Origin of the sequence: Kitasatospora sp. NPDC089509, from assembly GCF_044749365.1 — a bacterium.
GTDB lineage: Bacteria > Actinomycetota > Actinomycetes > Streptomycetales > Streptomycetaceae > Kitasatospora.
In genome coordinates, this window is sequence record NZ_JBIVHS010000005.1 from 263,925 (window position 1) to 284,561 (window position 20,637).

Annotated in this window: 18 protein-coding genes; 12 read left to right on the forward strand and 6 right to left on the reverse strand. The window is 72.6% G+C overall.

Annotation, left to right across the window (positions count from 1 at the left end; all coding sequences use genetic code 11):
- Positions 1-208 precede the first annotated feature (208 nt).
- Positions 209-616: a hypothetical protein gene (locus ACIP4P_RS13440; protein ID WP_400917489.1), complete on the forward strand. Its 408-nt coding sequence runs from the start codon at positions 209-211 to the stop codon at positions 614-616.
- Between the two features lie 92 nt (positions 617-708).
- Here the strand turns inward: ACIP4P_RS13440 and ACIP4P_RS13445 are convergent, their stop codons facing one another.
- Complete coding sequence (locus ACIP4P_RS13445) at positions 709-1,251, reverse strand: RNA polymerase sigma factor (RefSeq protein WP_400917491.1); 543 nt, start codon at positions 1,249-1,251, stop codon at positions 709-711.
- Between the two features lie 542 nt (positions 1,252-1,793).
- Positions 1,794-3,446, reverse strand: a complete 1,653-nt coding sequence (locus ACIP4P_RS13450; RefSeq protein ID WP_400917493.1) for a serine/threonine-protein kinase — start codon at positions 3,444-3,446, stop codon at positions 1,794-1,796.
- Between the two features lie 144 nt (positions 3,447-3,590).
- Between ACIP4P_RS13450 and ACIP4P_RS13455 the strand changes: the two genes are divergently transcribed.
- Positions 3,591-4,385 carry an FHA domain-containing protein gene (locus ACIP4P_RS13455; RefSeq protein ID WP_400917495.1) on the forward strand — a complete coding sequence of 265 codons (795 nt, stop codon included), beginning with the start codon at positions 3,591-3,593 and terminating at the stop codon, positions 4,383-4,385.
- A 70-nt stretch (positions 4,386-4,455) separates the two neighbouring features.
- Here ACIP4P_RS13455 and ACIP4P_RS13460 read toward each other — a convergent pair whose 3' ends face one another.
- The 3 genes from ACIP4P_RS13460 to ACIP4P_RS13470 all read right to left on the reverse strand — a co-directional run bounded on the left by ACIP4P_RS13460 (position 4,456) and on the right by ACIP4P_RS13470 (position 8,227).
- Positions 4,456-4,707 (reverse strand): hypothetical protein, encoded by a 252-nt coding sequence (locus tag ACIP4P_RS13460; RefSeq protein WP_400917497.1) that lies wholly within the window; start codon positions 4,705-4,707, stop codon positions 4,456-4,458.
- Between the two features lie 39 nt (positions 4,708-4,746).
- Entirely contained in the window at positions 4,747-7,329 is a 2,583-nt protein-coding gene (locus ACIP4P_RS13465; protein WP_400917499.1) for a hypothetical protein, read from the reverse strand.
- Between the two features lie 82 nt (positions 7,330-7,411).
- Positions 7,412-8,227 (reverse strand): Crp/Fnr family transcriptional regulator, encoded by an 816-nt coding sequence (locus ACIP4P_RS13470; RefSeq protein ID WP_400917501.1) that lies wholly within the window; start codon positions 8,225-8,227, stop codon positions 7,412-7,414.
- A gap of 198 nt (positions 8,228-8,425) precedes the next feature.
- Between ACIP4P_RS13470 and ACIP4P_RS13475 the strand changes: the two genes are divergently transcribed.
- The 10 genes from ACIP4P_RS13475 (at position 8,426) to ACIP4P_RS13520 (ending at position 19,513) form a co-directional block, all read left to right on the forward strand.
- Complete coding sequence (locus ACIP4P_RS13475) at positions 8,426-9,190, forward strand: hypothetical protein (RefSeq protein WP_400917503.1); 765 nt, start codon at positions 8,426-8,428, stop codon at positions 9,188-9,190.
- Between the two features lie 7 nt (positions 9,191-9,197).
- Positions 9,198-9,614: a hypothetical protein gene (locus ACIP4P_RS13480; protein ID WP_350511089.1), complete on the forward strand. Its 417-nt coding sequence runs from the start codon at positions 9,198-9,200 to the stop codon at positions 9,612-9,614.
- The gene (locus ACIP4P_RS13485) at positions 9,611-10,894 is read left to right on the forward strand and encodes a protein phosphatase 2C domain-containing protein (protein WP_400917505.1); all 1,284 of its coding nucleotides are present in this window, start codon (positions 9,611-9,613) and stop codon (positions 10,892-10,894) included. The genes ACIP4P_RS13480 and ACIP4P_RS13485 overlap by 4 nt, the downstream gene beginning before the upstream one ends.
- Complete coding sequence (locus tag ACIP4P_RS13490; RefSeq protein ID WP_400917507.1) at positions 10,891-12,192, forward strand: hypothetical protein; 1,302 nt, start codon at positions 10,891-10,893, stop codon at positions 12,190-12,192. Before ACIP4P_RS13485 ends, ACIP4P_RS13490 begins: the two co-directional genes overlap by 4 nt.
- 15 nt (positions 12,193-12,207) lie before the next feature.
- A complete protein-coding gene (locus ACIP4P_RS13495; protein ID WP_400917509.1) occupies positions 12,208-12,858 on the forward strand; it encodes a VWA domain-containing protein in 651 nt (216 codons plus the stop codon).
- Between the two features lie 593 nt (positions 12,859-13,451).
- Complete coding sequence (locus ACIP4P_RS13500; RefSeq protein WP_400917511.1) at positions 13,452-14,156, forward strand: VIT family protein; 705 nt, start codon at positions 13,452-13,454, stop codon at positions 14,154-14,156.
- Between the two features lie 130 nt (positions 14,157-14,286).
- Entirely contained in the window at positions 14,287-16,836 is a 2,550-nt protein-coding gene (locus tag ACIP4P_RS13505) for an ATP-dependent Clp protease ATP-binding subunit (protein WP_400917806.1), read from the forward strand.
- A gap of 135 nt (positions 16,837-16,971) precedes the next feature.
- A complete protein-coding gene (locus ACIP4P_RS13510; RefSeq protein ID WP_400917513.1) occupies positions 16,972-18,294 on the forward strand; it encodes a sensor histidine kinase in 1,323 nt (440 codons plus the stop codon).
- Positions 18,291-18,968, forward strand: a complete 678-nt coding sequence (locus ACIP4P_RS13515) for a response regulator (protein ID WP_400917514.1) — start codon at positions 18,291-18,293, stop codon at positions 18,966-18,968. The genes ACIP4P_RS13510 and ACIP4P_RS13515 overlap by 4 nt, the downstream gene beginning before the upstream one ends.
- Positions 18,969-19,219: 251 nt before the next feature.
- Positions 19,220-19,513 (forward strand): SHOCT domain-containing protein, encoded by a 294-nt coding sequence (locus tag ACIP4P_RS13520; RefSeq protein WP_350511098.1) that lies wholly within the window; start codon positions 19,220-19,222, stop codon positions 19,511-19,513.
- Positions 19,514-19,612: 99 nt separating this feature from the next.
- Here the strand turns inward: ACIP4P_RS13520 and ACIP4P_RS13525 are convergent, their stop codons facing one another.
- On the reverse strand, positions 19,613-20,524 hold the full coding sequence (locus ACIP4P_RS13525) for a metallophosphoesterase family protein (RefSeq protein ID WP_400917516.1): 912 nt from the start codon (positions 20,522-20,524) through the stop codon (positions 19,613-19,615).
- Positions 20,525-20,637 lie beyond the last annotated feature (113 nt).

The window sequence follows — 20,637 nt, forward strand, 5'->3', positions numbered from 1 at the left end:
GAGGAGCCGGTCGCTGACCCCTGCCGTTGCTGGCCGGCAACGACGAATGACTCCGGTCAACGTGTTTTAGATCACAACATCCTCGAGCAGCGAGGACGTCTTGTTTTCCCTGTATATAGATGGGCCCGGAAGATGCTCGGGTGCCCTTCGTACGATCTGCGATGGAGTGATTCTTTTGTCCGTTCGAAATGCCATACGCTCAGTAGGTGTGGTTGCCGCAGCTGCGGTCGCTTTGCTGACCCCCTCGACTGCCTTTGCCGCTCCGTCGTCGGGCGCGACCGCCCCGGCGCCGGGCGATTCTGCCGTCGAGCCTTTCAGTGCCCATGGGTGCTCGGGCCTCAAGAACCGTGTGTGCATCCAGATCAACGGGTCCGGCCTTTTCGTTAAGGGCATCACGGGCACGGCGATGGAGATCGGTCCGTGGCACGCCGAGGACGAGGGCTACATGGAGGTCAACGGCCCCGACGGCGTGGTTCTCCGCGGACCGACGATGGGCTGGAGCGGCGTGACGGTCAGCTGGTCTCCGATGGCGAACGTCAAGCCCGGGAAGTACTGCGTGACTGCCTACAAGAATGGCAAGCGGTGGGACGGGGCCTGCAAGATGGTCCACAAGTAGCTGAACTGCTGGCGAGCGGGCGCGCTGCCCGCTCGCCAGCGCGGCTCCCCTACCGCTGCGGTCCCACGGGACCCGGGGCGCGAGCGGATGTATCACGCCGGCTCGACGTGCAGAAGTTTCTCACGTATGCGGCGAGTCGCCCGACTGGCCAGGCTTGTGACAGTTCCCGGGGATATTCCCAGGAGCTCGGCCACTTCACGTGTCGGCATGTTCTCGACGTATCTGAGATAAAGGACCTGGCGCTGCCGTCCACCCAGTTCAACTACAGCGTTCAGGGTGCGGTCGTCGAGCATCGGTCCATGCTCCGCCGTGGCGCGGTCCGGAATCTCCGGCATCAGACTTTCCCGATGTGCAGATTCGTTTCTCGTTGATGCCAGGAATTCTCGCAGGAGGATCTTTCGCACATAAGCGTACAGTGGCCTGGAGTGATCCACTGCCTCCCATCTGTCAAAAATTCTGGCGAACGCCTCTTGGGCCAGGTCCTCTGCCTTGTGCCAGTCGCCTGTCAGGGTTGCGGCATAACGGACGAGCGCGACCCTGTGAGTTCTAAAGAAAACCGCTGGGTCACCATTTATGCCGCAGGGTGCACCCGTCAGTCGATTTGGATATTCCCGCACTTCTTCCCTAATTTTCATCCATGAGTGCAGGCGCTGCAGGATGCTGCCTGCACTGCCTGCGACGAACTGTATGTGCCCCAGCCTGCCCGTGGGTGCGCTCTGCTAGTGCCTTCCGGGGCGTCCTCTCGATTTGACACGGCGCATCATGATTCGCACAGGATCTTTGATCGCCGGACGCATTCCGTCGGGGCCGCACCCTCTCGGGTTCACCACGGTCGGCGCGACGCGGCACCTGCGGGCGCGTAGCCCGTTTGGCGGGTCCGGCTTTGAGTCATCTGTCGAACGACTACGGCGGCTTCCCGTAGACCGGGTCTGTACAAAGAACGGTGATTTTCGCAGGTCAGCGGCCGAATGGTCGACGTTCTTGCAGGTCAGAGGCTTACCGGGGAAAACTTGCAAAGCAGATGTCGGCGGTTCGAAACCGTCCGCGCCCACCAGCACAGAAGGCCCGCAGCGATCATGCTGCGGGCCTTTTGGCATCTCGGGCTGACATCGGTGGTGTTGCTTGAGCAGCCGGTCCAGGGGGTCGAGGGCCTTGTGCTGGGTGGGTGTGGGGTGGGTCAGTGGCGGGTTGGGGTGGTGCCGGTCATGGTGAAGCGGGGGGAGCATTGTTCGGCGGAGGGGTTGTTGGCGTTCCGGACGCAGATCCACACCGTGTAGCCGGTGGCGGGGAGGGGGCTCGTCTTCGTGGCGCCCCAGGAGGCGCGGAAGGTGTAGGTGAAGCCGTCGCTGCGGGAGAGTTCGGCGACGCAGCTCTGGTTCAGGGAGGTGTTGAGGACGCCTGCGAGGGAGCCGGAGCCGTTGTCGTCGAGCCAGGCGGAGCAGGCGGCGTCGTTGCCCAGCCAACTGGTGTCCGCCTCGGAGCCCTTGACCTGGGCGGGGTCGTCGCTGCCGTTGATGCCGGTGATCGAGGTGGAGGTGAGGGTGGGGGCGGCCGCGGTGGGGGTGGTGTCGGGCGGGGCGGCCGGGGGCTGGGTGGCGGGGTGGGTGGTGGTGGCGGTCGAGGGGCGCGGGCTCGGGGTCGGGGAGGGGGTGCGCGCGGTGTCGGCCGGGGTGGGTGACGGCGGGGGTGGGGCGTCGGCGGTGGGTGAGGGGGAGGGGGAGGTGCTGGGGCTGGTGGAGGGGGCGGGTGTCGCTCCGGCCAGGGCTTGGCCGGTGACCGGTGGGCTGGTGGGGTGCTGCGGGGAGGTGGAGGGGCTGAGGGTGAAGACGGCGGCCGCGCCGAGGGCGATCACCGCGGCGATCGGGATGAGGAACGAGCGCTTGCGCGGGCGGCGGGGTGGTGCGGGGGGCGGGTCCGTGCTCGTGGTCGGTGGTGGGACGGTCCCCAGCTTGCCGACCGGCGTCTCGGCGAAGGCGCGTCGGGCGTCGATGCGGGCCAGGATCGCGGCCGGCCAGAGCGGGGGAGGGGTGGGCCGGTGGGTGTGGGTCGCCTGGACGATCCGGTCGGCGGTGGGGCGGGCCGCGGGGTCGGTGGCGAGGCAGGGTGCCAGGACGGCGGCGAGGTCGGGGTCCACGGCGCGCAGCCGGTCCAGGTCGGGGACGGCACCGGGTGTGCGGCCCGACGCGGCGTGGAGCAGGAGCGCCGCGAGCGCGTAGAGGTCCGCAGGTGCCGCCACGTCGTCCCCGGCCTGCTGTTCGGGTGCCGAGAAGCCCTGTGTCCCGTAGCCGTCACCGCTCCTGGTGAGCCGCGCCTGGTCCGCGGCGCGCGCGATGCCGAAGTCGATCAGCTTCACGCCGTCGCGCACCAGCATGACGTTGGCGGGTTTGATGTCGCGGTGGGCGATGCCGGCGGCGTGGACGGCCCGCAGTTGGGCGGCCGTCTCGGCCAGCAGCAGCCACAGCGCCTCGGCGGGCAGCGGCCCGTGCAGCCGGACAGCCTCGTCGACCGTGAGTCCGGGGACGTACTCGGTGGCGAACCACGGGCGTTCCGGTGTGCCGTCGCTCGCCAGCACCCGTGGCGCGACCCCGAACGGCACCCGGTAGAGGATGCCGACCTCCCGTTCGAAGCGCTCGCTGGGGACCAGCCGCGGCCGGACGAGCTTGACGGCGGCGTAGCCCCGGTCGGAGACCCCGAGGTAGACCTCGCCCATGCCGCCGGTGCCGAGCAGGCCGATGACGCTGAAGCTGCCGATCTCCTGCGGATCGCCCGGGCCGAGTGGTTCGGCGACCATGCTGTCGATCGCAGCATCGCGCCCGCTGATCGTGCTCACGGCGGGCAGGTTACCGAGCAAGTGGAGGGTGGGCAAACAGAGTTGACGGTTCCGCAAGGAGGGGGCACACATGTCGGCGGGAGGAGTGGTCCTCCCGGTGCGCTCGTACACTCGCTGGCGCGATTCGAGCCGGAGGTATGTGAGATGGCGTACGGAAACTTCCCACCCCAGATGCTGCCTCCGGGCAGCCCCTCCGACCGGGTGCCCCCGGCACCGCCCGGGACGATCTTCGTGATCGGCCCGGAGGGCGGGTACGCCGTGCCGCCGCGCCGGTACGCCCTGCTGTTCGGGCGCGACCGCGAGGACGTGCACGTACCGGTCGGCGTCGACGACCCGACCGTCAGCCGTCGGCACGGAGTCTTCAGCCGCGCCGCCGCGGACGGCGACTGGTGGCTGGTCAATACCGGCAACCTGCCGATCGAACTGCCCGACGGCGTGCTGATGCTCAGCGGCCACAAGCGGATCATCGGGCCCGGGTACACCCCGCTGGTGATCAACTCGTCAAAGCGGCGCTCCCACCTGGTCGAGGTCCGCGTCGTGGACGGGGATGACCTGCACCCCCGCTCCACGAGCAGCGCCGAGACCGCGGCTCCCGAGACGGTCTACGCGCTCTCCCCGCAGGAGCGGCTGGTGCTCACCGCGCTCGCCCGGCGGTACCTGGAGGGCCAGGACGCCTTCCCGCTCCCGCTGGCCTGGGAGGACACCGCCCGGCTGGTCAACGCCTCGCCCTACGCGACCAAGTCCTGGACCTACAAGTCGGTGGCCAACACGGTCGAGGACGTGCGCGAGCGGCTGCGCCGGCGGGGCGTGCGCGGGCTGACGCGCGACGAGGTCGGCGAGCCGGTCGGCTCGGTGCTCAGCGTCAACCTGATCAGGGAATTGCTGAGGACGGCGACGCTGAACGCCCAGGACCTGGAGTTGCTGCCCGAACGGGGTTGAGCGACGGACGGTTCGCGCGCCCCGGTCGATGGTTCGGCCGGGGCGCGCGGCGTTGCTCGGCGTTCGGAGCTCAGCGCTCGGCCTCGGCGTCGGGTTCGGGCGCGGCCTGGGCGTTGTAGGTGACGTGCAGGGTGCCGTGTTCCACCGCGAAGACGGCGGCCCGGTCCTCGGCCGTGTTCTGCTGGCGCGGCGGGGATTGCGGTTGTGGTTGCGGCTGTTCGGGCTGGTCCGTCGTGTTCGTCACGTGGTTGTTGTCGCCCACGATGAAGGTTCCGGAGACGTCTCCGGCGTGGATGCCGTTCGGTGTGGGTTCTGCAGGCATGGTCGGGCCCTTCCCGGTCGGTTCTGTGGGTGGTCGGGTTCAGCAGCGGAATGTCAGATCGAGCAGGGCCGAGTTGAACGCCGAGGCCTGGTTGGCCGTGTCGAACCTGTTGCCGGCCGGTTGGTTGCGGAACGAGCGGTACTGGCTCTCCTCCTGCTGATCGGCAGTCAGCATGGCGGTGAGGTCGTTTGCCACGGACCTGTCCCGTGCGCGCGAGATGGCCCCGCGCAAGGTGGACTCATCGGAGCGAAGGTCTTTGATGACGGCGTCGAGGGCGGATTTCACTGCGCGGTCGTCGGGAACCGTCGAGGTCCGCCGTGAGTTGTACGCGTCCATGGCGTTGTTGTACGACTGCAGAACTCGGGACACTACGGCCTGGTCGGCTTTGAGCTGCTGGGAATTCTGCTTCAGGGCCGGCATCACCGTTGCGCACGCGGGGTCGACGGGCTTCGGCGTGACGACCGGAGGCGGGGCCGGCGGTGCGGGGGTGTGGACGGGCGGGGCGGGGGTGTAGACCTTCGGTGGCGGCGCCGGCGGGAGGGGGGTGTAGACCTTCGGGGGCGCGGCCGGCGGGTAGGTGGCCTGGGCCGTCGGAGCCCGGTTCGACTGGTTGGCGGCGTAGACCATGGTGCCCACACCGAGCACGGTGGTGAAGCCGACCACGCAGGCGACGACGAGGGCCGTGCTGCCCTTGGCGGTCGCGGCGCCGGCGGTGGCGAGTGCGGTGTGGCCCGAGCCGGTCGTGGCGGCGCCCGCGGCGTGCGTCGAATGGGCGGCGTGCGTTGCATGGGAGGCATGCGACGCATGGGAGACGGGCGTCGAATGGGCGGCGGAGCTGTGCGCTCCGGAGAGGTCGATCTTCGGTGGCGTGGCCTGCGAGGCGGAGTGGGCGCCGGTCATGTGCGTTGGCGCCAAGGGCTGTTGAGCCGATTGGGACAGGTCGATCACGTTCGGCGTGGGCGCCGGCTGTACGGGTGTGGGGCTGATGACGGGGTGTGTGACGGGCGTCGGGCCGACCACAGGGTGGGTGACCACCGGCGGGTTGACCACGGTGGGTGCCGGCGCGACCGGCGCGACCGGCGTGATCGGGGCGACCGGCGTGATCGGCGTGATCGGCGCCATCGGCGCCACCGGGGCGATCCCCATGGACGGTGCCGCGCTGGTCGCCATCGCCGTGGCGGCCTGGTGGGCCGCCGAATGCGCGTGCAGGGCGGTGAGCTCCTGCCACAGCACCCCCGCCTCAAGGGCCAGCGTCGCCGTCTGCGCCGCCCGGCCGATCGCCTTGCGGCGGGCGCGCGCCTCGCGCAGGAAGAACGCCTCGCCCGCGCTGTCGCCCGCGGTCTTCGCGGCGGCCCAGCCGGCTGCGAGCAGGCTGCCCCACGCGTCGAACTGCCGGGACTGCGCCAGCTTCGGCGAGGCGGCCCGGGCCAATGCCGTGCCGAGCCGCGCCTGTCCGCTCTGCTCGGCCCGCAGCACCGCGACGTCCAGGGCCTGGAAGTGGGCCGCCACTTGGTCCGGGGTGGTCTGCCGCGACTCGACCCACGCGGTGAGCGCCCGGCAGAGCGGCCCGGCGGGGAACTCCGTCATCCGGCTCTTCAGCACACATGCGGCGACGTCCGGCGGACATCCGTAGCCGGTTTCGGAGGCGACCAGCAGGCCGTGCCGGACCAGGCCTTCGGCGAGCGTTTCGGCGTCCGTCCGGCCGAGCAGGAGGTTGAGCTGTGGGGCGGCCAACTCGGTGCCGGACAGCGAGCCGAGCAGGTGCAGCAGGTCGCGCTCGGCCGGCCCGAGCCGGTTGAGCAGTGCGGGCAGCAGTGCGGGGAGGTCGCCGATGCCCGGTAGGCGTTTGCCGGTCGCGACGGACAGGGCGATGCGCCGCAGCTGGAGCGGATTGCCGTGCAGGGCGTCGCACAGGGCCGGCAGGGTCTGCGCCTCCTCGGGCCGTAGCGGCCGGGCCAGGACGGTCTGCACCAGGTGGACGCCGGCCTGGGAGGTCAGTCCGTCGAGCGGGATCGCGTGCACGCCGCCGACCGCCGACCGGCGGCGCGAGGTGAAGACGAACACGGACTGTTCGGCCATGTCGAAGAGTCGGCGCAGGTCCTTCTCGGCCAGCCCCGCGTCGTCCAGGTAGATGCGCAGCCGCAGGGTCTTCAGGTGCTCCTTCAGCACCTCCAGCGATGGCTTGTAGTTCGGTGCCTCGAAGCCGATGTCGAAGATCGCCTGCGCGAGGTCGTCGGCCGTCCGTCCGCCGGCTTCGATGTAGGCCGCACCGTCGGCCCCGCCCGGCAGGGTGCGGGCGAGGTGGCGCAGCAGCGCGCTCTTGCCGACTCCGGTGGGGCCCCAGATCTGCACCAACTGGCGTGTCCCGACGGCCGATTGCAGTGCCCGGAGGGCCCCCTCCCGGCCGATCAGCGGATCGGCGGCGGGCCGTGGCAGGTGGGAGATCCGCCGGCGTTTGACCGGATTCGGCAGTGGTCCGGCGTGGACGGTGACCTCCGAACCGTCCGTGGCGGTGATGCTCAGGTTGGTCACGGTGTTCCGGTCGCCGACGATCACCGTCCCGGAGACGTCGCCCGTCCGGATCCCCCCGGAACCGTCCGGAGCACTCTTGTTGTCTGGCATCTGCTGTCCCGGTCCTCTCCAACGTTCGGCTGCCGGCTCTCGGTCATGCTGACGCCGACCCGTCGTGGGGAACCCGGCGCTTTTAGCTGTTTGGCGGGATCGCCTGCGAACCGGCGCCGGCGGCCCCGTTCGCTGTGGCCCCGCTCGCTGTGGCCCCGCTCGCTGTGGCCCCGTTCGCTTCGGCCGCGACGGCGATCCGGGCGAGGTGGTCCAGGTCGAGGATCGTGATCCTGCGGTAGCCCGTGACGACCGCGCCCGACTCGCGCAGCGCCCGCAGGGCCTTGTGGATCGACGACTCCGCCGCGCCGACCAGGGTGGCCATCTCCGGTTGCGACAGCGGGAGTTGGGCTTGGTTGCGGCCCGGCCGCCCGTAGGTGACGGCCAGGTGGTGCAGGATCCTGGCCAGCCGTCCGAGCACGTCGCAGCCGGTGAAGTCGACGATCCGGCCGGTCGCCGTCCGCAGCTTGGCCACCACGCTCGCGCTGAGCGCGAGCCCGATGGCGGGGTGCTGCTTGGTGCACTCCAGCAGTTCGGAGGACAGGATGTACCGGGCCAGCACCCGGCCGCAGGTGGTCACGGTGCCGCTGCGCGGCTGACCGTCGATCCCGGCGAACTCCCCGACCAGGTCCCCGGCCATCCGCACCGCCACCAGGGCCTCCCGGCCGTCCTGCGCGTGCGCGGTGACCTTCACCGTGCCGCCGATCAGGAGCAGCGCGAAGTCCGAGGTGTCGGCCTCGTGGATGGTGATCTGGCCGGCCGGGTAGACCACGCCGTGGCCGAGCCCCAGCAGGACCCGGCGGTCGGCCTCGCCGACCCGGCCGAGCAGCCCGGCCGGTGGCCAGTAGGCCTCTGCCCCGCGTACCCGTGCGTTGCCCACACGCACCCGTGTGTCGCCCATCGGTCACTCCTCCTCCTCGTCCGGCCGAAGCCGGGCGAGCCGAAGCCGGACAAGCCGTATTAGTAGCCGTTCTACCCGAGGACCCCTCCTCTACGATCTCGTCAACCATCTTGTCGGCGCCGCCAGTTCGGCGTCGGCGGCACATCGATCCCCGAGGTGCCGGCCCCCGTCGTGAGCGCGGAGGGAAGCGGAGGGAACGTGAATCCGAGGTACGAATACCGAGCTCTGCTGGCGTGCGACATCGCGGGTTCCGCGGGCCGCGGGCAGCAGCGGCTGCAGGAGATCCGCGGTGCGCTGCGGGCCGCGCTGTCCGGTGCCCTGGAGGTCGCGGGACTGGACCTGCGGGACGTCTCGTACGTGGACACCGGCGACGGCTGCCGGCTGGTCGCTCCGGCCGGGCTGCCCAAGGCCGAACTGCTGGTCCCGCTGCTGCCGGAGCTGGGCGCGCGGATCCGCGGGCACAACCGGCAGGCCGGTCCGGACGCCCGGCTGCGGGTACGGGCCGCGGTGCACGCGGGGGAGGTCCGGTTCGATCCGGACGGCACCGTCTCCGGCTCCCCGTTCGAGGCGCTCGCCCGGCTGTTGGACTCGGCCCCGCTGCGGCGTGCGGCCGTGGCCGGTCCGGACGGCACCCCGGTGGCCGTGGTCCTGTCGCAGCACTACTACGAGGAGACGGTCGGGCACGGCTACGAGGGGCTCGAAACCGGCGCCTTCACGGCGGCCGAGGTCAGGGTCAAGGAGTACGTCGCACCGGCCTGGCTCTGGTACCCGGGCAGCCCGGTCGGGCCGCACGGCGGTGCCGGCCGGGAAGCCGGCTCGGACGAACGGCCCGCGGAGGTCGAGCCGCCGACCGGGGAATCCGGGCCGCGGACGGTGGAGCAAGTCGTCCGGGCCGCCGACCACGGCACGGTCTTCGCCGTCGCCAGTGGTGTCCAGCACATCCGCTACAACGAACGGGGCTGAAGCACCGATGAACGAGGAACTCGCCGAGCTGGCCGCGAGCGGGGCCACCGCTCTGGTCGCCGCGATGGGCACCGACCTCTGGACGGAGGCGAAACGGCTGATGGGCGGCGTCATCGCCCGGGCCCACGGAGGCCGCCGTCGGGAACTGTCCGCCGCACTGGAGCTGCCGTCGACCGCCGCGAGGGGAGCGGTCGACGGTGAGGTCGTGGGCTACTGGACCGACGTCCTGGTCCAGTTGCTCGACCGGGACCCGGGGCTCGCCCGGGACGTGACGGCCCTGGCGTCGCTGCGGCTCCCGCAGCAGCCGGACGTCGCGGTCCAGGTCAACTCCGCGACCGGTTCGGGTGAGGTGTTCGCGGTGCAGCACGGCAACCAGCACTTCGCCGGCGGGCCGCGGTCGCGCGATTCCGGGGAGGGGCGGTGAGCGGGGGCGACGGCCGGGCGGACGGCCCGACGGACGGCTGGGTGCGGGCGGGGCTGCTGGTCGCGGTCGCCGTCGGGGCCTTCGTCGAGGTCGGCGCGCCGCACCGGCACTACGGCTGGCTGGTGAACGTGTTCGCGCTCGCGGCGGTGGGTGTCGTCGGTGCGGCGGCCGCGCTGGGGTCCGGGCTCGCCGTGGCGTCGGCCGGGTCGGGGCCCGGGTCGGGGCCCGGGTCGGGGTCCGCGTCGGGTTCCGGGGCGGGTTCCGGGTTCGGTGCGGCCCCGGCCGGGCAGCGGAGCCGGCCCGAACCGGCGCCCCGGCCCGACGCGGCGGTGCCGGCCTGCCGCTACGTCGCGGGACCGGCCGGGCCGACGGCCCAGCAGGCGAAGCCCCGGCCGGTCCTGCGCGAGCGGCCGACCGATCTGAGCGTGCCCCGCTTCGGTGACGGCGCGCGGGCCCAGGGCTATCCCTGGCTGCTGCCGGAGCGCACGGTGCAGAACGGGATCGCCGCCGACGAGGCGGCGGTCGGCGCCCTGACCGTCCGGGCGGCCTCCGTGGTGGGGCCCGGGCACCGCTGTGACCAGCCCGCCGGGCCGCGGCAGGACTCCTACCGGATCGGGCGCACCCGGGACAGCCGGTACGCGATCGTGGCCGTGGCCGACGGCCTGTCCAGCGCGGCGTGGTCCGACACCGGGGCCACCACGGCCTCCAGCCAGGCCGTCACCCTGCTGCGCGAGCAGATCGAGACGGGCGGCTTCGACCGGCTCGACGTCCAGGAGTTGTACCGGCGGGTCGCGGAGTCGATCGCCGGACAGGCGGCCGGACGCGGCGTCGGCACCTCGCTGCTGGCCACCGTGCTGATCACCGCGGTGATCGCCGAGCCGGACGCGAGCGGCGCTGCCCGGGCCTGGGTCGGGTGGCTCGGTGACAGTTCGGCCTGGACGCTCGACCCGCACGGCGCGCGGTGGCGGTTCTCGGCCGGCGAGGCCAAGGACCGCGCGGCCCAGGTGGTCTCCAACGAGGTCGCCGGCCGACTGCCGGACACGCCGCAGCTGGCCCTGGACGGCTACCTCACACTGGCCCCCGGTGCCGCCCTGGCCCTGGTCACGGACGGGATCGGCGATGCGTGGGCGGATCCGGCGGGCAACGTCAACGAGTACTTCGCGAACGCCTGGCGCACGCCGGTCCCGGCCACCCGGTTCACCGCCGACGTCGGCTTCGACGCACCGCAGTGCCTCGACGATCGCACCGCCGTCGTGGTGTGGAACGGCAGGGGGGCATGACCGATCTCCGTTCCGTCGCCGACGGCGGCGCCCCGGCGGTCGATCCGCGGGGCTGGTCCCTGCCGCGGGCCGTGGGCCTCGGCGATCTCGGACCGCTCGCCGAGCCGATCTCCGAGCACAACGGTCAGGCCGTCGCCGTACGGCCGTTGACGGACCACCCGGGCTGGCTGGCCAAGCTCTACCGGCCGGACCTCCACCCGGAGGACGCCCGGCGGATCGACCTGTTGATCTCGGCCCCGGACACCCTGCCGGAGGCGGAGCGGGCGGCCCTGTACGCCGGGACGTGCTGGCCCGCGGCCCGGATCCACGGGCCCGGCGATCCGGTCGTCGGGTGCGTGATCCCGATGGCGCCCGAGCACTACCGTGCCGAGCTGCGGCGCGGGAAGTTCGGCGAGCGCCGGTTCGTCGAGATCGACTGGCTGGCGAAGTCCGACGAGTCGATCCGGCGGGTCGGCCTGTCGTGCCCCGGTTTCGAGGACCGACTGGCGGCCTGCCGCCGACTGACCGAGCTCGCCGCGATCCTGGAGCGGCTGGGGCTGGTCTACTCCGACTGGTCGTTCTCCAACGCCTTCTGGAGCCCGGACCGGCGTTCGGTCTACCTGATCGACGTCGACGGCTGCCGGCCGGACCGGATGCCCGACATCCACCAGCCGAACTGGGCCGACCCGCTCACACCGCCGGGCTCCGACGCGGACCGTTGCACCGACCGCTACCGGCTCGGCCTGCTCGTCGCCAAGTGCCTGACCGGCCAGCGCGACGCGCGCGCCTTCCACAGCGTCTCCCTGTCGCCCTGGCCGGACCAGCCCGCCCTCTCCGAGGTGCTGCTGGACATGCTGTTCGCGACCGATCGCGAACGACGGCCCGCGGCAGTCCAGTTGAACCAGGCACTGAACAACGGGCCCTACCTCAGGGTCGCGCCGCGTCCGACTCGCTCCCCGCTGCCCCCGGTGCCGCCGCTGCCCGCGTCGGGCCCGGTCCCGCAGCCCGCCGCCGACCCGGGCGCCGTGGCCGCGAGCTCCGTCCAGCAGACCACCGCCGAGCCGGTCGCCGCCAAGGACAGAACGGTCGCCGCCAAATCGGTCAGCGCCAGGAACAAGCCGGTCAGTGCCAAGAACAAGTCGGTCAGCCTCAAGAACAAGCCGGTCACGGCCAAGAACAAAACGGTCACCGTCGAGAAGAAGGTCACCAGAACCAAGAAGAAGGATCCCGCGACCAACTGGAACACCGAGTGGATCTGGGCGCTCGCCTTCGCCGTGATCCTGCTCATCGGCATCGTCATCGCCGCCGCCAACCACTAGCTCAGGGGTGCACCCATGTCACTCTGCCTGCCCACCTACGTGGTCATCGACGCGTCCTCGTCGATGAAGCCGCACGAGGCAGTGCTCAACGCGACCCTCTCGCGTCTGCACTACAACCTGGCGACCAATCCGCGCGTCTCGGAGTTCGCCCGGGTCAGCGTGGTCGCCTTCTCCACCGACGTGCACGTGGTGATCCCGATGTCGGACATGGAACAGGTGCCGAGCATGCCCGAAGTGATCTGCGGCGGGCGCACGGACTACGGCAAGACCTTCGACCGGTTGCGGCAGTGCATCGAAGAGGACGTCAGCAGCCTGCGGGCGCAGCACTACAGCGTGCTGCGGCCGACGGTCTTCTTCCTGACCGACGGCGGTCCGACCGACGCGACCTGGCGGCAGTCCTTCCGCGCCCTGGTGGACCGGAGCCGGCCGCGCTACCCGCACGTGATCGCCTACGGCTTCGGCGACGCCGAGCGCGGCGTGCTGCAGGAGGTGGCGACCAAGGCCCTGTTCATCGCCGACGGCACGGACACCGAGTCGGCGCTGAGCGGGGCGATCTCCGGCCTGCTCAACACCCTGATCGCCTCGTCGCAGACCGGTCAGATGCAGATCGCCACCGACGTCAAGGGCTTCGAGTACGTCCAGGTCACCCAGGAATACGTGGACTGAGCATGGTCTCCGATCCGCGTGACCCGGCGCCCCCGGCGCCCCCGGCGCCCCCGGCGCCCCCGGCGCCCCCGGCGCCCCCGGCGCCCCCGGCGCCCCGGGCGCCCCGAGCGGTCCGTGCCTCCGTCGGACTGTCCGTGCTGGCCGCGGTGTTGCTCGCCTGCGGCGGCGCGGTCGAGGCGGCGGGCAATCTCCTCGGCCCCTCGACGTCCGGGGGAGGAGGCGGCCCGCGGCCGGCGGCGCCGGTGTCGGCACCGCCGGGCCACGACGCCTCCTCCGCCACCGTTCCCGCGACTCCCACCGCGTCCACTGCGGCGCCGTCGCCGAGTTGCCCGCCCTCGTCCTCGCCCACCTCGTCGACCCCACCGCCCGAGCCCGTGCCGACCGCCACCACGCCGTCGTCCGCTTCGAAGCGTCCTCCGAGTCCTCCGAGTCCTCCGAAGCGGGGTTCCAAGCACGAGACCGCGGGGACGACGGTTCCTGTGCCGGAGAGCACGGTCGAGTAGCCGCCCGCCCGTCGGCCGCGGGTGGCGGGGGCGCAGCCGCCGGGCGAGGATCGGGGAGACCGTACGGACCCCTGAGGGCGGTGGGCGCGGATGGCGGAGCAGATGGGGGAGAGCCGGGCGCAGCTGTCCGCGCGGCTGAACTGGCTGCGGGCGGCCGTGCTGGGGGCCAACGACGGTGTGGTCTCGACGGCCGGGATCGTGACCGGCGTGGCCGGTGCGGCCGGGTCCCGCACCGCGCTGCTCGCGGCGGGGGTGGCCGGGCTGCTGGCCGGGGCGATGTCGATGGCGGCCGGCGAGTACGTCTCGGTCAGCACCCAACGGGACACCGAGCGGGCCGCGTTGGCGAAGGAGCGGCGCGAGCTGGCCGACGACCCGGAGGGGGAGCTCGACGAACTGACCGACTACTACCGGGACAGCGGGCTGACCGACGGCCTGGCCCGGGAGGTGGCGACGGCGCTGACCGAGCGGGACGCGCTGCTGGCCCACGCGCAGACCGAACTCGGCATCGACCCGGAGGCGTTGACCAACCCCTGGGAGGCGGCGCTGGCCAGCGCGGCAGCCTTCACCCTGGGGGCGCTGGTGCCGCTGCTGGCGGTGTTGCTGCCGCCGGAGTCCGCGCGGCTGTGGGTGACGGTGGTGGCGGTGGTGGCGGCGCTGGTCCTCTCGGGGTGGGCCAGCGCCCGGCTGGGCGGGGCCGGGCCGGCGCGGGCCGTGGCGCGCAACGTGGTGGGCGGGCTGCTGGCGATGGCGGTGACGTACAGCGGGGGCGTGCTGCTGGACCACCTCAGGAGCTGAACCGGCTCGTCGGCAGTGCGGGCGGGCAGTGCGGGCCCGACCGTTCGGGTGGTCCCGCTCGACAGGCGGGCGCCCGCGCCCTGTGTTTGTGTGACTGCAAAACGCTTGGGAGAGGTGAACTGCCGTGACCATGCCCCCGTTCGGATCGAACGACCCGTTCTCCGACCTGCTCAGCCGGTTCTTCGGGATGAGCCCGCTGGCCTCCCCGCCCGCCGTGCAGCGGGTGCCGATCGGGCGGCTGCTCAGCGAGTCCTCCCAGGAGCTGCTGGGGCTGGCCGCCCAGCGCGCGGCCGAGGACGGCAGCAGCGACCTGGACACCGCGCACCTGGCCTGGGCGGCGACCCGGGTGGAGCCCTCGCGGCGGATGCTGGAACGGGCCGGCATCGACCCGGACCGGCTCTCCGGGGACCTGGAGCACGCACTGCCGGCCGGTCGGCCCGAGGCGCTGGACGGGCAGCCCGCGCTCACCCCCTCGGCCAAGCGGGCGCTGCTCGCCGCGCACGCCCGTTCGCAGGAGGTCGGTGCCTCGTACATCGGCCCGGAGCACATCCTCGGCGCCCTGCTGGAGCAGGAACGTTCCGGCGCCGGGACGGCGCTGCGCAACGCGGCGCCCTCGCAGGGGGCGCTGAAGTCGGTGCTGGAGGGGCGCGGCACCGGCGGGGAGCGCAGCAGCACGGGCGCGCACCCGAGCGAGACGCCGACCCTGGACGAGTACGGGCAGGACCTCACCGACGCGGCGCGCTCCGGCCGGCTGGACCCGGTGGTCGGGCGGGCCGAGGAGATCGAGCAGACCGTGGAGATCCTCTCCCGGCGGACCAAGAACAACCCGGTGCTGATCGGCGAGCCGGGCGTCGGCAAGACCGCGATCGTCGAGGGCCTGGCCCAGCGGATCGTCTCCGGGGACGTGCCGCGGAGCCTCCGGGACAAGCGGGTGGTCACCCTCGACCTGACCGCCCTGGTGGCCGGCTCCAAGTACCGGGGTGAGTTCGAGGAGCGGCTGAAGAGCGTGATCGACGAGGTCACGGCGGCCGAGAAGAGCGTGATCCTCTTCCTGGACGAGCTGCACACCGTGGTCGGCGCGGGCGGTGGCGGCGAGGGCTCGATGGACGCCGGCAACATCCTCAAACCGGCCTTGGCGCGCGGCGAGTTGAGCGTGGTCGGCGCGACCACGCTGGACGAGTACCGCAAGCACGTGGAGAAGGACGCCGCACTGGAGCGCCGCTTCCAGCCGGTCCTGGTGCCGGAGCCGAGCGTCGAGGAGACCATCGAGATCCTCCAGGGGCTGCGCGACGCCTACGAGGCCCACCACCAGGTGCGGTTCACCGACGAGGCGCTGGACGCGGCGGCGACGCTCTCCGACCGGTACGTCAGCGACCGCTTCCTGCCCGACAAGGCGATCGACCTGCTGGACCAGGCCGGTGCCCGGGTGCGGCTGCGCAGCCTCAGCGGCTCGACCGAGGCGACCTCGGTGCAGGACCGGATCACCAAGCTGAAGCGGGAGCTGGACGAGGCCGTCGCGGACGAGGAGTTCGTGCGGGCCGCCAACCTGAAGTCCGAGCTGCGGCGGACCGAGGACGAGCTGGCGGCGACCGCCGAGTCCCGCGAGGAGGTCGTCGACGTGACCGCCGACGACATCGCCCAGGTGCTGTCCTCCCGGACCGGCATCCCGGTCGCGGAGCTGAACGCGACCGAGCGGGAGCGGCTGCTCAGGCTGGAGGAGCACCTGCACGAGAAGGTGATCGGCCAGGACGAGGCGGTCACCGCCGTCGCCCAGGCGGTCCGCCGGGGCCGGGCCGGGATGGGCGACCCGGACCGGCCGACCGGCTCCTTCCTCTTCCTCGGGCCGACCGGCGTCGGCAAGACCGAGCTGGCCAAGGCGCTGGCGGCGCTGCTGTTCGGCGACCCGGACCGGATGATCCGCTTCGACATGAGCGAGTTCCAGGAGAAGCACACCGTCTCCCGGCTGGTCGGCTCCCCGCCCGGGTACGTCGGCTACGACGAGGCGGGCCAGCTGACCGAGGCGGTGCGCCGCAAGCCGTACAGCGTGCTGCTCTTCGACGAGGTGGAGAAGGCCCACCCGGACGTCTTCAACCTGCTGCTCCAGGTGTTGGACGACGGGCGGCTGACCGACTCCCAGGGGCGTACGGTCGACTTCCGCAACACCGTGGTGATCATGACCAGCAACATCGGCTCGCAGCGGATCCTGGACCACGCCGGCAACGTGGAGGAGATCCGGGACGACCTGATGCGGGACCTGCGCCAGCAGTTCCGGCCGGAGTTCCTCAACCGGATCGACGAGGTGATCGTCTTCCACGCGCTCACCCGGAAGGACCTGCTCTCGGTGGTCGACCTGCTGCTGGAGCGCAGCCAGCGTCGGCTGCGGGCCCAGGACGTCCGGCTGGAGGTCACCGAGGCGGCCAAGGAGTACCTGGTCAACCGGGGCTACCAGCCGGAGTTCGGGGCCCGGCCGCTGCGCCGGACGATCCAGTCGGAGCTGGACAACCGGATCTCCAACCTGCTGCTGGACGGCACCGTGCGGGAGGGGGACACCCTGATCGCGGACGTCGGCGACGGCGAGCTGACGGTGACGCTGGCGCGGCCGGAGGCGTCGGCGACCTTCGCGGAGGCGGAGGAGAAGGCGCAGGCGGGCGCGGCGGGGGCGGCGGGCGCGGAGGGCTGAGCGGGGCGGACACCGAGTGGCCGGCGGAGCAGTCACCGGAGCAGTCACCGGTTCGGGCGTACTCCAGCGGGAGTACGCCCGAACGCCACTGGTGGAGGACGCGCGGGGGCGGGACGCGGGTCTAGCCTTCCGGGCATGACGCCGCCCACCTCCCGACCGCCGGAGCCCTCCGGCCCGCCTCCGGACCGGCCGGAGCCCTCGGGCCCGTCCGGGCCGTGGCGCCCGCCGTGGGCGCGGTTCGGCCCGGCCGGCCCGTTCGGCCCGCCCGGCTCGTCCGACTCGCCTGGCTCCTCCGACACGTCCGGCTCGACCGGCCGGACGGGCCTGCCGTTGGGGCTGGCGGTGGGGGCCGCGGTGGTGCAGGTGGTCGGGTCGGGGGTCGCCGCCCGGCACCAGGGCGGCCGGGCCCCGCTCGACGCCCTCGGGTACCTGCTGCTGTTGCTCGGTCCGGCCCTGCTGGCGCTGTTCCGGCGCCGCCCGGTCGAGGCGGTGGCGGGGACGTCGGTGGTCACCGCCGGGTACCTGGCCGCCGGGTACCCGTACGGCCCGGTGTTCGTGAGCTGGGTGGTCGCCTGCTGCTTCGCGATCGGCTGCGGCCACCGCCGGGCGGCCTGGGCGGGGGTCGCCGGGGTGTACCTGGTGCACCTCCTGGCCGCCTTCGCCCTCCCCGAGAGCTGGCGGCGCACCCCGCCCGCCAAGTTCGTCTGGCAGGCCGAACTCGGCCTGCTGGCCTGGTTGTTGCTGATGCTGGCGGTCGCCGAGCTGATCCGCTTCCGGCGCGAGCGGATCGCCGCCCACCGGGCCTACCGCCAGCAGCTGGAACAGCGCCGGGCGAACGAGGAACGGCTCAAGATGGCGCGCGAGTTGCACGACATCCTGGCGCACAGCCTGTCCCTGATCAACATCCAGGCCGGGGTCGCGCTGGCGCTGCTCGACCGGCGGCCCGAGGAGGCCCGCACCGCGCTGGTCACCATCAAGTCGACCAGCAAGGAGGCGCTCGGCGAGGTCCGCCAGGTGCTGGCCACGCTGCGCGGGCCCGACGCGGCGCCGCGCGGGCCGGCCCCCGGGCTGGGGCGGCTGGACGAACTCACCGAGCAGGCCGACCGGGTGGGCCTGACGGTCGAGGTGCACGAGGACGGCGCGCGCCGCCCGCTGTCCGCGACCGTCGACCTCACCGCCTTCCGGATCGTCCAGGAGGCGCTGACCAACGTCATCCGGCACTCGGTGGCCCGGGAGGCGGTCGTGGTGCTGGACTGGCGGGACGCCGCCGTGCTGGTGGTCCGGGTCGAGGACCCGGGGCCCGCGGCGGGCGGTGACGCCGGGGGGTCCGGCAGCGGACTGGTCGGGATGCGGGAACGCGCGGCCGCGTTCGGTGGCACCATCACGGCGGGGCCGCTGCCCGGCGGCGGCTTCCGGGTCCGGGCGGAGCTGCCGACACCGAAGGCGGAGAGCGATTGATTCGGGTACTGCTGGCGGATGACCAACTGCTGGTCCGGGCGGGCTTCCGGGCCCTGCTGGACCTCCAGGACGACCTCACGGTGGTCGGCGAGGCGGACGACGGCGAGGCGGCGCTGCAGCTGGCCCGCGAACTGGTGCCGGACGTCGTGCTGATGGACGTCCGGATGCCCCGGATGGACGGGCTGGAGGCGACCAGGAGGATCGCCCGGGACCCGGCGCTGTCCTCCGTACGGGTGGTCGTGCTGACCACCTTCGAACTGGACGAGTACGTCTTCGAGGCGCTGCGCTCGGGGGCGGCGGGCTTCCTGGTCAAGGACACCGAGCCGGCCGACCTGCTGCGGGCGATCCGGGTCGCGGTGGCCGGGGACGCCCTGCTCTCGCCGGGCGTGACCAGGCGGCTGATCGGCGAGTTCGCGGCCCGGTCCAAGGGGCCGGAGGCGGCTCCGGAGGGGCTCTCGGACATCTCGATGCTGACCGAACGGGAGCGCGAGGTGCTGGCGCTGGTCGGGATGGGGCTCTCCAACGAGGAGATCGCCCGCCGGCTGGTGGTCAGCCCGCTGACCGCGAAGACGCATGTCAGCCGGGCGATGGTGAAGATCGGGGCGCGGGACCGGGCGCAACTGGTGGTGCTGGCCTACGAGTCGGGGCTGGTGCGGCCGGGCTGGCTGGGCTGACGCGGCTGCTCCGTCGATTGCTCCCGGGTGCCTGCTCCCGGGTGCCTGCTCTCGGGTGCCTGCTCTCGTCGGAGACCCCCGCTTCCCGGCGGCTGCTTCCGCCGCTGCGTGTCGCGGGCGGTCCGTACGCTCCCGGGAGTAGCCCAGCTGTCACTGCTGGTAGGACGCGCGATGAGACCCCTCGGAGGGACGCTCAAGGCACCTCGGGAAACCCCGGGGTCGTGGAGCCGAACGCGAGGAGATGGACCGTGATGTACACGCAGTTGGCAGATTGGCACGGGCCGGGCGCCTGGATCCTGTTCTTCCCCCTGTTCTGGATCGCCGTGGTGGTCCTGGTGGTCGCGCTGCTGCGCCGGACGGTCTGGCGGCGGCACGGAGCCTGCGGCTTCGGGGCCGCTGCCGCCGGCGCGGCCGAGCACCCGCTCGCCGTCCTGGGCCGCCGCTACGCCGAGGGCGACATCGACGCCGAGGAGTACCGCGCCAAGCGGGCCGTGCTCACGGAGCCGGGCCGGGACGTCCCCCGGGGCGGCGGTGGTGCCCGGTGACGGTCCTCGACGCCGTGCGCGGCACCGCCGCCCGGCTCGCCGGCACCGTGGAGGTCCGCGGTGCCGGCCCGGCCGCGGCCAGGGCTCCGCGGCCGGGGTTCAGGAGAGCGTCGAGCCGCCCACCGTGACCTGCGGGAAGACCTCCCGCAGCAGCGGGTCCGGCAGTCCGCGCTTGCGCCACTCACGCGGGTAGCCGAGCGAGACCTCCTCGAACGGGACGCCGTCGTAGCTGGTCTTGCGCGGGATGTGGAGGTGGCCGTAGATCATCGCCGCGGTGTTGAAGCGGCGGTGCCAGTCGGCGGTCAGCTCGGTGCCGCACCACTGGGCGAACTCGGGGTACCAGAGGATCTCGGTGGGGTGCCGGACCGTCGGGTAGTGGTTGACCAGGACCAGCGGGACGTCCGGGTCGCAGGCCGCGAGCCGCTGCTCGGTCAGCCGGACGCGCTCGCGGCACCAGGAGTCGAGGTCGGGGAACGGGTCGGGGTGGAGCATCCGCTCGTCCGCGCAGACGATGCCGCTCTCGTAGGCGGCCGCCAGGGACTCCTCCTTGGTGGTCGTGCCCGGGGCACGGAAGGAGTAGTCGTACAGGAGGAAGAGCGGGGCGATCCGGACCGGGCCGCCGGCGCCGTGCCACAGCGGGTACGGGTCCTCGGGGGTGACGACGCCGAGGGCGCGGCACAGCTCCACCAGGTGGTTGTAGCGGGCCACGCCGCGGAGCTGGACCGGGTCGTCCGGGTGGGTCCACAGCTCGTGGTTGCCGGGCGCCCACACCACCCGGGCGAAGCGTTCGGCGAGCAGGCCGAGCGCCCACTCGATGCTGGTGGTGAGCTCGGCGACGTCCCCGGCGACGAGCAGCCAGTCGTCCGGGTGGGTGGGCCGGATCTTCTCCACCAGGTCGCGGTTCTCCTGGTAGGAGATGTGCAGGTCGCTCACCGCGAGCAGCCGCCCGCCCCCGCTGCCGCCCACCTCGCTGGGCGTCGGCTGCGCGTCGTTGCGGATCTCGGTACTCACGCCTGCCCCCTGTGGTCACCCGGTCTATGTGGCCACCCTACGTGGCAGGCGGGGGCCGTGGGCAGGGTTGACGTGATCAGCTGCGCGGTGTGGGGCCGGGGAGTTGAAGCGGG